This window comes from Bosea vestrisii (genome assembly GCF_030144325.1).
In the GTDB taxonomy this organism is placed as follows: Bacteria; Pseudomonadota; Alphaproteobacteria; order Rhizobiales; family Beijerinckiaceae; genus Allobosea; species Allobosea vestrisii_A.
On record NZ_CP126307.1, the window covers coordinates 3,580,851 to 3,593,827 of the forward strand.

The window sequence follows — 12,977 nt, forward strand, 5'->3', positions numbered from 1 at the left end:
TTCCGTTGAAACAGCCGAAAAAGGGCGCAACTCTCCCGCGGCCGCAGCGATCTGCCGCGGCCGGGTATCCTAGTCTAGATCAGGTCGAACTCCGGCGCTTCAGCCCGCGGGGCGAAGCGTCTTCACCTCTGCATCCGAAGGCAGGTACTTGGCTCCGTCGGCGTAGCGCCAGTCGACCATCACGCCCTTGCCGTCCTTGACCGCGGTCTTGCCGACATAGGCCCCGAGCGTCGCCTGGTGGTCGGAGGCGCGGAACTCCACCGGGCCGAATGCCGAGGTGAACTTCAGCCCCTTCAGGGCATCGACCAGCTTCTCGGTGTCGGTCGTGCCCGCCTTGGCGAGGCCCGCGGCGATGGCGTTCATGGTGTCGAAGCCGACCACCGAGCCGAGGCGCGGATAGTCGTTATACTTCGCCTTGTAGGCATCGCGGAACTTGACGTGCTCGGGCGTCTGGATCTCGGCGTGCGGATAGCCGGTGACGATCCAGCCGACCGGCGTCTCGGCGCCGAGCGGGTCGAGATATTCAGGCTCACCGGTCAGCATCGAGACAACGGTGCGCCCTTCGAACAGCCCGCGAGTGTTGCCCTGGCGGACGAAGTTCGAGAGGTCGGCGGCGAAGGTGACGTTGAAGATCGCGTCGGGCTTGGCCGCCTCGAGCGCCTGCACGGTCGCGCCGGCATCGATGCGGCCGAGCGCCGGGAACTGCTCGGCGACGAACTCGACATCGGGCTTGGCCTTCTTCAAGAGCTCCTTGAACCACTTCACGGCCGACTGGCCGTATTCGTAGTTCGGCGCCACGGTTGCCCATTTCTTGGCCGGGAGCTTGGCCGCTTCCTCGACCAGCATCGCCGCCTGCATGTAGGTCGAGGGCCGCAGGCGGAAGGTGTAGCGGTTGCCCTTGGCCCAGACGATCGCGTCGGAGAGCGGCTCGGAGGCGACATAGAGCCGCTTGTTCTGCAGGGCGTAGTCGGCGATGGCGAGGCCGACATTGGAGAGGAAGCCGCCCGAGAGCAGGTCGACCTTCTCGGCGTTGATGAGTTCGCCGGCGAGGCGGACCGAATCCTCGGGCTTGCCGGCATCGTCGCGGAACAGCGTCTCGACCTTGCGGCCGAGCACGCCGCCGGCGGCGTTGACCTGCTCCAGCGCCAGCTCCCAGCCCTGGCGATAGGGCTTTAGGAAGGCCGGCTGCGAGGTGTAGCTGTTGATCTCGCCGATCTTGATCGGCGCGCTTTGGGCGCGCAGCAGCGATGGCGTGGCCAGCGCGGCGGCGCCAAGCGCCGCTCCGCTGACGAATTGGCGACGGTCCATTCGATGGCTCTCCCGTTGATCGCTCGACTTACGCATCCACAGCCCCTCGCTGCGCGATCTCCTACCGTAGGCCAGTGCAGTGCAATGCAACAAGCCGGAGTGGAAATTCGTTTGTATGCGTATGAATTCTCGACTGGGGATTTTGGTTTGTCAATCATTCAAAACTGAACGGGCCTGCCTCTTCGGCTGGCAGTCCGCGGCAGCTCAGGATCGTCCACCATCGACCGAGAGGATCTGCCCGGTCACCCAACCAGCCTGTTCGGACAGGAAGAACAGGCTGGCATGGGCGATGTCCTCGGGCGTGCCGAGCTTGCGGGTATGGATGCCCTCGATCAGCCGCTTCTGGCCGTCCGGTCCATAGGATTCCCATTGCCGCTCGGTCGCCGGGTTGGAGCGGACGAAGCCCGGCGCGACCGAATTGACGGTGATGCCATGCGGTCCGAACTCCCAGGCGAGCTGTTTGGTCAGGCCGACCAGAGCGTGCTTGGCGCTGGCATAGGCCTGGATGCCGGTGAGGCTCGGGCGCAGGCCGGCGCCCGAGGAGATGTTGACGATGCGGCCGTATCCGGCCTGCTTCATCGCCGGCGCAGCGGCTTGCGACAGGAAGAAGGCGGCATCGACATTGGCGGCGAAGACGGCGCGCCAGTCGCTCTCGGAAATCTCCTCGATCGGCCGGCCAACCTGTCCACGCACGCCGCCGGCGGCATTGACCAGGAGGTCGAGCCGGCCCTCGGCGGCGAGGATCGCGCCGACGAGCTCCCGCGTGGCCTCCGGGCTGCCGAGATCGGCGACATGGTCGCTGGCGCCGAGCGCATTCGCGCTGGCGGCGACGCCCTCAGCATCGAGATCGGCGAGATGAACGCGGGCGCCGGCCTCGACAAGTGCGGCAGCGATGGCGCGGCCAATGCCCTGCGCTGCGCCGGTGACGAGGGCTACGCGGCCGTCGAAGCGGATCTGCATTGGTCGATCAATACCTTCAGCGTGTCTGATGACATCGGGCGGCGTCCGTCCTCGATGTCGCGGATCAGGGTGACCAGAAGCTCCAATGCCGGCGTGGCGACGCCGACCTCGCGGCCAAGCGCCGAGATGATGCCGATCTGCGGCCCGCCTTCCGTCTTGCGCTTGCGCACGGCAAGATCGCGCCAGATGCCGGAATGGGTCTTGGCGGTCTTGGAGGTGTAGTCGGCGAGCCAGGCGATCGTCTCGACCTGCGGCCCCTCGGGTGCGCTGGGGGCGAAAACCAGCGGATCGAAATCGCCGAAGCCGAGCGATTTTACCCCGCGGGCCGCGGCGACCGCGCCGACCTCGCGCCCGAGCGTCAGCCAGACCGGCAGCCGTTCCGGATCGGCGAAGTTCGCCGACATCGAATCATTGGTCAGGGCTGTCCCGAACAGCATCGCGCCATAGGCGAGCTTGCCCCAGAGATAGCCGTAGATGTTGTCGGTCAGGATCGCGTCCGGCTCGAAGATTTTGAGCAGCTGGTGCATCTCGCGCACCCGGCCGGTCATCGCCCCATCGACCTCGCCGACGACCACGGCGCCGCGATTGCCGTAGAGGATCTCGCCCGGCCCGTGCCAGTCGGCACCGAAATTGACGAAGCAGCCCATCGTCCGCTCCGCGCCGACCGCCTTGGCAATAGTGATCTCGTTAAGCCCGTTCTGGGCCGAGAGCACATAGCCATCGGCGGCGAGGTGCGGCTTCAGGGCGGCAAGTGCAGCCTCCGTCGCCCCCGCCTTCACCGCCAGCACGATGCGCGAATAGGTCCCGGTCAGCTCCTGCGGCGTCACCGCCGGCATGACCTGCCGGAACTCCTCGACCGGCCCGGTGATCGCGAGTCCCGATGTCCGGCAGGCCTCGACATGCTCGGGGACGATGTCGACCGTCAGCACCGGCACCCCGGCCCGGGCCCAATAGGCGCCGAGCGTGCCGCCGATCGCGCCGGCGCCCCAGATCAGGATCGGTTCGCCGCTCATGCCTGCCCCATCACCTCGATATCGGCATGGGTTCCGACATGGACGAGCCCGTCCGGCGTCACCCAGCCCCGATACATGCCGTTGGTATTGTGTGGGGCGACGATCGTGCCGTCTGCGCCGACCGCAACGAGGCCCGCTCCGATCTTGTGGGCGGTGAGCTCGGCAATGGCGCGATCGGATGCTTCCTTCAGGGAGAGGCCGGCATAGCCGATCAGCGACGCGATCTCGTGGCCGATGCAATAGCGGATGAAGAACTCGCCCTTGCCGGTGCCCGAGACGGCGCAGCGGCCGTCGCGGGCATAGGTGCCGGCGCCGATGATCGGGGAATCGCCGACGCGTCCAGGCGGCTTGTTGGTGTAGCCACCGGTCGAGGTCGCGGCGGCAAGATGGCCGTTGGCGTCGAGCGCGACCGCGCCGACGGTTCCGTGCTTCTCGGCCTCGCTCGCCTCGCCGGCGGTGCCGACGAGCTCGCGGATCTTCATCGAGGCCAGGTTCTTGCGCCGCCTCTCTGTCGAGAAATACTCGTTCTCGACGATATCGAGCCCCTCGGTCTGGGCGAAGGCGTCGGCTGCCGGGCCAGTCAGCAGCAACGGATCGCCGCGATGCATCAGCGCCTTGGCCGCACTGACCGGATTGCGGATGCGCTTGACCGCGCAGAGCGCGCCGGCGGCCAGCGTCGAGCCGTCCATGATCGAGGCGTCGAGCTCATGCTCGCCATCGGCATTGAAGGCGGCGCCGTGGCCGGCGTTGAAATGGATCGAATCCTCCATCACCAGCACGGCCGCTTCGACAGCATCGACTGCGCTGCCGCCCTTGGTCAGGATCGCCCAGCCGGCGCGCAGCGACTTGGCGAGATGGGCCTTGGCCTCGGCCCATTCGCCGTCGGACATCTCGGCCTTGGGCAAGGTGCCGCAGCCGCCATGGATGGCGAGAGCGATGGTCATGATGAAATCCTCGGCATAACCCCTCCCCCTCGTGGGGAGGGGCAGGGGTGGGGGGCGAACGACTGGGTGACGGGCTAGGGCGCTGGGGCAATCTGGGCGATCTATGCGGAGGGCTGCAGGTCTGCCTTTTCGCCCCCCACCCCTAACCCCTCCCCACGAGGGGGAGGGGAACTATCGCCGCCCTCACTTCACAGGCTTGATGTCCATCGCCAGCGTGTCCTCGTCGACGCGCGGGCGGATCGTCACCTTGGCCTTCTGCATCGCCCAGGCCGAACCGACGGCGAGGATCGGCAGGCGCGGCCGGTCCTTGGCGACGATGGCGTTGGCCTGCGCCAGGAGGTCGTTGCGCTTGGCCTCGTCCATCTCGATCGCGGCGTCCTCGATCAGCTTGTCGAGCTCGGCGTTCTTGTAGCCGAGCACGTTGAAGGCCCCGAGCTTCTTGGCCGGGTCGTTCGAGTGCACCACCGAGGAGAGCGTGTAGTTCGCCTCCCCTGTCAGCGTGCCCCAGCCAGACATCGACAGCGAGAAGTCGCCGCGCAGGCGCGCCGGGAAGAAGACGGCGCCCGGCTGGGCGTTGGCATTCACGTCGATGCCGATGCGCGCCAGCATCTGGGCGATCGAGGTGCCGACCTGGCGATCGCCCGGCAGGCGGTCATTGGTGAAGGAAAACGAGACCTTGAAGCCGTTCGGGTAGCCGGCTTCCTCCATCAGCTTCTTCGCCTTGGCGAGATCGGGCTTCAGCGGCGGCAGGCTCTTGTTGTAGCCGGCGATATCGGGCGTCACCAGCTGGTTGACGGCCGAGCCGAGCCCTTCCATCGCGACGTCCACCAACGCCGGCCGGTCGATGGCGAGGTCGATCGCCTCCCGCACCTTGACGTCCTGCAGCGGGTTCTTCGGCAGGGCTGAGCCGTCCTTGGCGCTGACCTGCGGGGACTTCTCCCGCATGTCGAGCTCCATGTTGAAGACATAGACCGTGTCGATGGTGGTGACCGAGAGCTTGGTATCGCGCTTCAGCGTCGGCACGTCCGAGGCTGGGGCGCGCACGATGATGTCGACCTGGCCGGCCTTGAGCTGGGCGACACGGGCGGCGTCGTTCGGCAATTCCTTGCGCAGCACGCGCTGCCACGGCTCCTTCTCGCCCCAATAGCCGTCGAAGCGCTCGAGCACGAGCTGGTCCTTCGGCGTCCACGACACGAACTTGTAGGGGCCGGTGCCGATCGCCGCCTTGCCGGTGTTGAAGGCGTCGTTGGCATTGTCCTTGGTCAGCCCGGCGGCCGCCTTGTGCGAGACGATGAACAGCCGGATGAAATCATTGGGCAGGTTCGGCGCCGGCCCGTCGGTGACGATGTGGACGGTGAGCGGATCGACGATCTTCACCTCCTTGACGCGCCGGACATAGATCGTCGTCGGGTTCGGGCCGGCGACGACGGGGATGCGCTCGATCGAGAACTTGACGTCCTCGGCGGTGAAGTCGGAGCCGTCATGGAACTTGACGCCGGGGCGCAGCTTGAACTCCCAGACTGATGGCTCGATCGCCTTCCAGCTCAAGGCGAGGCGCGGCTCGATCTGGAGCTTGTCGCCCGACCAGGTCAGCGTGTCGAAGACATGCTTCAGCGCTTCGGCATGGGTGCCGGTCGCGGTGAAGTGCGGGTCGATCGATTCCGGCCCGGCGCGGACGCCGATCGTCAGCGTTTGCGCCATTGCGGCGCCGGAGAGCGGCAGCCCCACGAGGGCGGCGAGGGCGACGGTCCGCCAGAGCGGGGACCGGTGCGACAGCGGCTTGGTCATGTTGAGGTCCCTTCGGGTTCCAGATCGGCAGGCCAGGTCGAGGAGGCGATCACCATCTTGTCCATCAGCTCGCAGAGCTGCTTCTGCTCGGCTTCCGTGAGGGCTGACAGCATCGCGGTCTGCTGTCCCTCCATCATCGGCATGGTCTCGTCGAAGATGGCGCGCCCGGCCGGCGTCAGCGCCAGCACATAGCTGCGCAGGTCGTCCGGATCGGTCTCGCGTTTGAGCAGCCGCCGCTGCAGCAGCTTCTGGATCGCCCGTGAGAGCGTGTTCTTCGGCAGGCCGGAGGAGGAGACGATGTTCTTGGCGGCGACGCCGCCCTTGAGTCCGACGGCGTAAAGCGCGACGAATTCCGGCCGCACCAGACCATAGCGCGTCTCGATCCAGCGGTAGACCGGATCGTTGAAGCGGAAGGCGATGAAATTGAGCCGAAAGGACAACCAGCAAGGGTTGTCCCAGAGCTTGGTGACGATCAGCGGATCGAGCTCGCGCAGCGCCACCTCCCGGTCGCGATCGAGTTTGGACAAGGAAGTCGGGGCGCGTGCCATCTCGGACATCCTATTTAGTTCCATATGGAACTTGACGGTCTCTTATACCGCTGTCAAGGATGACGCGGTCTCGCCGAAACGCAAGGATCAGCGCTGTGCTCGTCGCCCGGATGAACTGGATGCAGATCGAGGAGCAGGCGAAGCGCGACGATCGCTGCGTGCTGCCGCTCGGCTGCGTCGAGCAGCATGCCTATCTGAGCCTCGCCACCGACGCGATCCTGTCCGAGCGCGTCGCCGCCGAAGCGGCCGAGCCGCTCGGCATCCCGGTCTTCCCGGTCCAGGCCTATGGCATGACGCCGGGCTTCACCGCCTATCCCGGTACGATCTCGCTCAGGATGACCACCTACATCGCCTTGATCGAAGATCTGCTCGAAGGCGTCTACCGTTCCGGTTTCCGCCGTATCGTGCTCGTCAACGGCCATGGCGGCAATTCGCCGGTGATGACGGCGGTGATCGAATGGATGGGCAAGCGGCCCGATGCCAGCGTCAAGATGCACAATTGGTGGGCCGGCCCGCGCTTCCAGGCAGCGGTGAAGGCGGTCGACCCGGCCGCCTCGCATGCCTCCTGGATGGAGAACTTCCCATGGACCCGGCTCGAGGGCGTGACCTTGCCGGATGCGGTGAAGCCGCCCTTCAATGCAGCGCTCTATCACGCCGCCAATCCGCAGCGGAAACGCGAGATTCTCGGCGACGGCAATTTCCACGGCAGCTATCAACGTCCGGACGAGGAGATGCTGGCGCTCTGGGCGGTGGGAGTCGAGGAGACACGTGCAGCCATGGTCGAGACCTGGCCGTGAGATTTTCGATGGGACGGCCTAGATGCTGACCCACATCGCCGAGCGCATCCTGCAAGCCCTCGCCGTCATGCTGGTCATGTCGGCACTGGTCTTCATCGGCGTCTATGCGATCGGCAACCCGATCGACGTCTTGATCGGCCCCGATGTCAGCCAGGACATCCGGCTCGAAACCATTGCCCGCTACGGCCTCGATAAGCCGCTCTGGGAGCAGTATTTCACCTTTCTCAGCCGCGTCCTGCACGGCGATTTCGGCCGCTCCTTCGTCTTCGGCATGCCGGTGCTCCAGCTCATCCTGTCGCGCCTGCCGGCGACGCTGGAGCTGACCCTCGCGGCCGTGCTCAGCGCGGCGCTGATCGGCGTCCCCGCCGGCATCTATGCCGGCTACCGGCCGGAGAGCGTCCTCTCCAAGACGATCATGGCGCTGTCCATTCTCGGCTTCTCGGTGCCGACTTTCTGGATCGGCCTCGTCCTGATCATGACCTTCGCCGTCGAGCTGCAATGGTTGCCGGCCGGCGGGCGCGGCGAGACCGCCTCGCTCTTCGGCGTCGAATGGAGCTTCCTGACGCTCAACGGGCTCTCGCATCTCTTCCTGCCGGCGCTGAACCTCGCCTTCTTCAAGCTCGCTCTGATGACACGCCTGGCGCGGGCCGGCACGCGCGAGATCATGCTGACCGACACGGTGAAGTTCGCCCGCGCCGCCGGTATCTCGGAGAGCGTCATCCTGCGCCGGCATGTGTTGCGCCTGATCTCGATCCCGCTCGTCACCGTCTTCGGCCTCGAATTCGCCTCGACGCTCGCCTTCGCAGTGGTCACCGAGACGATCTTCTCCTGGCCCGGCATCGGCAAGCTGATCATCGACTCGATCCAGTCGCTCGATCGGCCGGTGATGGTCGCCTATCTGATGCTGGTCGCCTTCGTCTTCATCATGATCAACTTCCTGGTCGACCTGACTTATTTCGCGCTCGACCCGCGCCTGCGGAAGGGACGGGCGTGATGCGGACGGAAACGCCCATCGCCCGCTTCTGGAGCGAGTTTCGCGAGAGCCGGGTCGCGGTCGCGGCGCTCGTGGTCGTCGTCCTGATGATCGGCCTTGCCCTGCTCGCCCCGCTGATCGCGCCGCAAAACCCTTACGATCTCGCCAATCTCGTCCTCTCCGATGCCCGTCGCCCGCCGGGCTATGTCGGCGCCAGCGGCTACACCCATTGGCTCGGCACCGACGCGCAGGGGCGTGACCTGCTCTCCGCCATCCTCTACGGCCTGCGCATCTCCCTGCAGATGGGTCTGGTCGCCGGCGCAGTCGCCTTCACCATCGGCGTCACGCTCGGCATTTCCGCCGCCTATCTCGGTGGCCGGCGCGAAGCCTTCATCATGCGCGTCATCGATCTGCAGCTCGCCTTCCCGGCGATCCTGCTCGCCTTGGTGATCTCGGCGCTGCTCGGCCAGGGCAAAGCGCAGCTCATCGCCGCGCTGGTCGCGGCGCAATACGCCTATTTCGCCCGCACCGCCCATGGCGCGGCCTCGGCCGAGCGCGGAAAGGACTATGTCGAGGCAGCGCTTTCGACGCCGCTGCCGGCCCGGCAGGTGATCTGGCGCCACATCCTGCCGAACTGCCTGCCGCCGCTGATCGTGGTTGCGACGGTGCAGGTCGCCAGCGCCATCGCGCTCGAAGCGACATTGTCCTTCCTCGGCGTCGGCCTGCCCGTGACCGAGCCTTCGCTGGGCTCGCTGATCGCCAACGGCTTCCAGTACATGCTGTCCGGCCGTTACTGGATCTCGATCTATCCGGGCCTTGCCTTGATCCTGCTGATCGTCGCGATCAACCTGGTCGGCGACCAGATCCGCGACCAGGTCAATCCGAGGCTGAAGCGATGAGGGGCCTTGGCGCCACGTCGCTGACGAACTCCGCACTCACCCCTCCCCCTCGTGGGGAGGGGCAGGGGTGGAGGGCGAACGACCGGGTGAGCGCTCGCCAAGCGGGACGCCCCCATCCCCATACCCTTCCCCACAAGGGGGAAGGGAGGCGCGTCATCCTTCGCCCGAGAGGCTGCGATGACCGACGCCCCTCTCCTCAAGGTCACCGACCTCACCACGCAGTTCTTCACCCGCGCCGGGGTGGTCAGGGCGGTCGACGGCGTTTCTTTCTCACTGCGCCGCGGTGAGGTGATGGGGCTCGTCGGTGAATCCGGCTCGGGCAAGAGCGTCACCGGCTTCTCGATCATCGGCCTCATCGACCCACCCGGTCGTGTTGCCGGCGGTTCGGTGAAGCTCGATGGCCGCGAACTGGTCGGCCTGCCGCCGGACGAGTTGCGCAAGCTGCGCGGTCGCGTCGTCTCGATGGTCTTCCAGGACCCGCTGATGACGTTGAACCCGGTTCTGACCATCGGCGAGCAGATCCGGCTGGCGCTGGAGGCGCACGAGACAGTTTCCACCGCCGAGGCGCGGCGGCGCGCCATTGCCGGTCTCGCCCAGGTCCGCATCCCCCGCCCCGAAGCGACGGTTGATTTTTACCCGCACCAGCTTTCCGGCGGCATGCGCCAGCGCGTCGCCATCGCGATTGCGCTGCTGCACCACCCCAAGCTGATCATCTGCGACGAGCCGACGACGGCGCTCGACGTCTCGATCCAGGCCGAGATCCTTGTTGAGATGAAGGAGCTCGTCGCCGAGCTAGGCACCGCACTGATCTGGATCAGCCACGACCTCGCCACGGTCGCCTCGATCGCCCAGCACGTCGCGGTGATGCGGCTCGGCAAGATCGTCGAGGCCGGCCCGACGCTCGACGTGCTGACGCGCCCGCAGCATGCCTATACCCGGGCCCTGCTCGATGCGCTGCCCTCGCGCGCCAGACCGGGCGAATTCCTGCTGCGCGGCGGCGGCGTGCCCGATGCGTCTCCGCCCGCCCGCAAGCTGGCGGCTACCGCTGCCGCGCCGGTGCCTGGCGCGCCCTATTTCATTGCCGATCGCGTCAGCAAGCGCTTCGAGTCGCGGCCCGGCGCCTTGCGTGGCCTCGGCCAGAAGCTCGGCCTCGTGCAGCCGCCGCCAGCGGTGATGGCAGTCGACGAGGTCAGCTTGACCGTGCCGCGCGGTGAGGCGCTCGGACTGGTCGGGGAATCCGGCTCGGGCAAGTCGACGCTCGGGCGCATGGCCGCCGGCATCTATGCGCCGTCCTCCGGTACCGTCCGCTTCGAGGGCTGGCCGGTGATGAGCGGGGGAAAAGAGCCGCGCAAGCTCACCACCCGCATCCAGACCATCTTCCAGGACCCTTTCGCCTCGCTCGATCCGCGCATGCGCATCGGCGAGGGGATCGCCGAAGGGCCCCTCGCTCATCGTCTTGTCGATAAGGCCGGCGCCCGCGATTATGTTCGCGACTGGCTCGCCGCGGTCGGGCTCGATCCGGCCTTCGCCGACCGCTATCCGCACCAGTTCTCCGGCGGCCAGCGCCAGCGCGTCGCGATTGCCCGGGCGCTCGCCATGCAGCCCGACCTCGTCGTCTGCGACGAGCCGGTCGCCTCGCTCGACGTCTCGATCCAGGCGCAGATCATCAACCTCCTGATGCGCCTGCGGGCCGAGCTCGGCCTGACCCTGATCTTCATCTCGCACGACCTCTCGGTGGTCAGGCATCTCTGCGACCGGGTCGCGGTGATGTATCGCGGCCGCATCGTGGAAGAGGGGCCGGCGGGCGAGGTCTACGACAACCCGCAGCATGACTACACCAAGCGGCTGCTCGCAGCGGTGCCGGTGCTGCCCGAGGCGGCTGCGTGAGCGACAGGAGGATCGACATGACCCAGCTCCAACCCTGGCAATGGCCGGAGGAGACCTGGCGCGGCAAGGTCGAGCAGGTCCGCGCCGGCCGCAATCTCAAGCCGAAGAGCTGGCCGGGCGGGGCGCGCTGCGCCGTGGCGCTCTCCTTCGACGTCGACCACGAAACCAATGAGTTGCGCGACGGCGGCAAGTCGGTTGGCCGGCTGTCCTGGGGCCAGTACGGCAACCGTGTCGGCATGCCGCGCATTCTAGCGATGCTGGCGCGCGAGGAGATCAAGGCGAGCTTCTTCGTGCCGGCGGTGACCGCGCTGCTCTATCCCGACGAGCAGCGCCGCGTGATCGCGGAAGGCCATGAGATCGGCCTGCATGGCTGGATCCACGAGGTCAACACGGCGGTGCCGCCCGAGGCGGAGCGCGAGCTGCACCTGCGCTCGGCCGATACGCTGGAGAAGGTCACGGGCGTCCGGCCGGTCGGCATGCGCACGCCGTCCTGGGATTTTTTCCGAGGTGACGCTCGCCATCGAGCGCGAGCTCGGCCTGATCTACGATTCATCGCTCTTCGCCGACGACGACCCCTATGAATTGATCGAGAAGGGCGAGCCGACCGGCATGGTCGAATTGCCGGTCGAGTGGATCCGTGACGACGCGGTCTATTTCAACATGAACCGCTTCCAGGCGTTGCGGCCCTATACGGCGCCCGAGGCGGTGTTCGACATCTTCAAGCGCGAATTCGACGGCGCCTACGCCGAAGGCGGGCTTTTCCTGCTCACCATGCACCCGCACATCATCACCTACCGCTCGCGCTTCTGGATCCTCGAGGAGCTGGTCCGCCACGCCAAGGCGAAGGGCGATGTCTGGTTCGCGACACATGCGCAGATCGCGGCCTATGTGAACCAGCAGGCGGGCCTCTGACACTCGTAAATATGGGCAGGATTCCGCTTGGTCAGCGGAACCCTGCCCGATTTCGGCCGTTTTCGGTTCATTCGGAATTCAGGGCGCGCGGGCGTTCATCTCCGGAAGAACAACTGGAAACGGATGTCATGATGCGCACGAAAAACCTGCTCCTGCTCGGCACTCTTATCCCCGCCATCACGCTGTCGCAGGGCGGTTTCGCCGCTCCATCGCTCCAGCTTGCCCAGGCTCAGTCGGGTGATGACGACCGGCCTGATCCACGTCGCCAGCGGCCCGGCGGACAGGAGCGCCCCGCTCCCGGCGGGCAGGAACGCCCTGGCGCTCGTCCGGCCCCCGGTCAGCCGCCGGCTGCCCGCCCTGCTGCGCCGGAACGTCCGGCCGGGGTGGCCCCGAGCGCCCCGCGTCCGCCGACCGCACCGCAGGCAGCGCCGCCGGCCGGCCGGGCCGAGCCCGAACAGCCGCGCAGGCCCGCTCCGCCCGCGGCCCCCCGCACCTGGTCAGGTCGCGCCGCCCGCTCCGCAAGGCGCGCCGCGCGCTCCCTCGGCGGCACCGACCGCCCCACAGCGACCGGCTCCGGGCCAGATCGCGCCGCAGCCATCGCCCGCCCGGCCAAGTGCCCCGTCGGGTGACGGCGCTCCGCGTCGCCCTGCGCCCCCGCAGACGACTCCAGGCCAGCCTCCTGCAGCCGCTCCCTCGTCGCCGGCAGCGCCCACTCGCCCCGCGCCGGGCCAGCTCGCTCCCAGTGGTAGCACTCAGCCGCAGCCCGGCCAGCCCGCACCCGGCGCCGGCCGGTCGCCGGGAGCTCCGCCGCAGCCCGGAGCGACTCCGTCGCAACCCACCCCGCCGCAACCATCGCCGGGGCCGGCCCGCCAGCCAGGCCAGGCGGCTCCGGGCCAGCCCGCGCCGGGACAGGCGGTTCCCGCCCCCGGCACTCCGCCGAGGGCCGGC

The 12,977-nt window shown here is 67.5% G+C and carries 10 protein-coding genes and 1 pseudogene; 5 read left to right on the forward strand and 6 right to left on the reverse strand.

Going from position 1 to position 12,977, the window contains the following annotated elements:
- Positions 1 to 99 precede the first annotated feature (99 nt).
- The 6 genes from QO058_RS17725 to QO058_RS17750 form a co-directional block, all read right to left on the reverse strand.
- Positions 100 to 1,308 carry an ABC transporter substrate-binding protein gene (locus tag QO058_RS17725; RefSeq protein ID WP_284167595.1) on the reverse strand — a complete coding sequence of 403 codons (1,209 nt, stop codon included), beginning with the start codon at positions 1,306 to 1,308 and terminating at the stop codon, positions 100 to 102.
- 204 nt (positions 1,309 to 1,512) lie between these two features.
- Complete coding sequence (locus tag QO058_RS17730; protein WP_284167596.1) at positions 1,513 to 2,268, reverse strand: SDR family NAD(P)-dependent oxidoreductase; 756 nt, start codon at positions 2,266 to 2,268, stop codon at positions 1,513 to 1,515.
- Complete coding sequence (locus QO058_RS17735; protein ID WP_284167597.1) at positions 2,241 to 3,281, reverse strand: ketopantoate reductase family protein; 1,041 nt, start codon at positions 3,279 to 3,281, stop codon at positions 2,241 to 2,243. The genes QO058_RS17730 and QO058_RS17735 overlap by 28 nt, the downstream gene beginning before the upstream one ends.
- Positions 3,278 to 4,228, reverse strand: coding sequence for an isoaspartyl peptidase/L-asparaginase family protein (locus tag QO058_RS17740; RefSeq protein ID WP_284172942.1), 951 nt, complete (start codon positions 4,226 to 4,228; stop codon positions 3,278 to 3,280). The genes QO058_RS17735 and QO058_RS17740 overlap by 4 nt, the downstream gene beginning before the upstream one ends.
- A 180-nt stretch (positions 4,229 to 4,408) precedes the next feature.
- Positions 4,409 to 6,013, reverse strand: a complete 1,605-nt coding sequence (locus QO058_RS17745; protein ID WP_284167598.1) for an ABC transporter substrate-binding protein — start codon at positions 6,011 to 6,013, stop codon at positions 4,409 to 4,411.
- The gene (locus QO058_RS17750) at positions 6,010 to 6,561 is read right to left on the reverse strand and encodes a MarR family winged helix-turn-helix transcriptional regulator (protein WP_164985839.1); all 552 of its coding nucleotides are present in this window, start codon (positions 6,559 to 6,561) and stop codon (positions 6,010 to 6,012) included. Before QO058_RS17750 ends, QO058_RS17745 begins: the two co-directional genes overlap by 4 nt.
- Before the next feature lie 95 nt (positions 6,562 to 6,656).
- Here QO058_RS17750 and QO058_RS17755 point away from each other — a divergent pair, with 95 nt between their 5' ends.
- The 5 genes and pseudogenes from QO058_RS17755 to QO058_RS17775 all read left to right on the forward strand — a co-directional run bounded on the left by QO058_RS17755 (position 6,657) and on the right by QO058_RS17775 (position 12,029).
- A complete protein-coding gene (locus QO058_RS17755) occupies positions 6,657 to 7,358 on the forward strand; it encodes a creatininase family protein (RefSeq protein ID WP_284167600.1) in 702 nt (233 codons plus the stop codon).
- 22 nt (positions 7,359 to 7,380) lie between these two features.
- Positions 7,381 to 8,352, forward strand: coding sequence for an ABC transporter permease (locus tag QO058_RS17760; protein WP_284167601.1), 972 nt, complete (start codon positions 7,381 to 7,383; stop codon positions 8,350 to 8,352).
- Positions 8,352 to 9,230, forward strand: a complete 879-nt coding sequence (locus QO058_RS17765) for an ABC transporter permease (RefSeq protein ID WP_284167602.1) — start codon at positions 8,352 to 8,354, stop codon at positions 9,228 to 9,230. Before QO058_RS17760 ends, QO058_RS17765 begins: the two co-directional genes overlap by 1 nt.
- 177 nt (positions 9,231 to 9,407) lie before the next feature.
- Positions 9,408 to 11,117: a dipeptide ABC transporter ATP-binding protein gene (locus tag QO058_RS17770; RefSeq protein WP_284167603.1), complete on the forward strand. Its 1,710-nt coding sequence runs from the start codon at positions 9,408 to 9,410 to the stop codon at positions 11,115 to 11,117.
- 17 nt (positions 11,118 to 11,134) lie between these two features.
- Positions 11,135 to 12,029 (forward strand): annotated as a pseudogene (locus QO058_RS17775) (polysaccharide deacetylase family protein).
- Positions 12,030 to 12,977 lie beyond the last annotated feature (948 nt).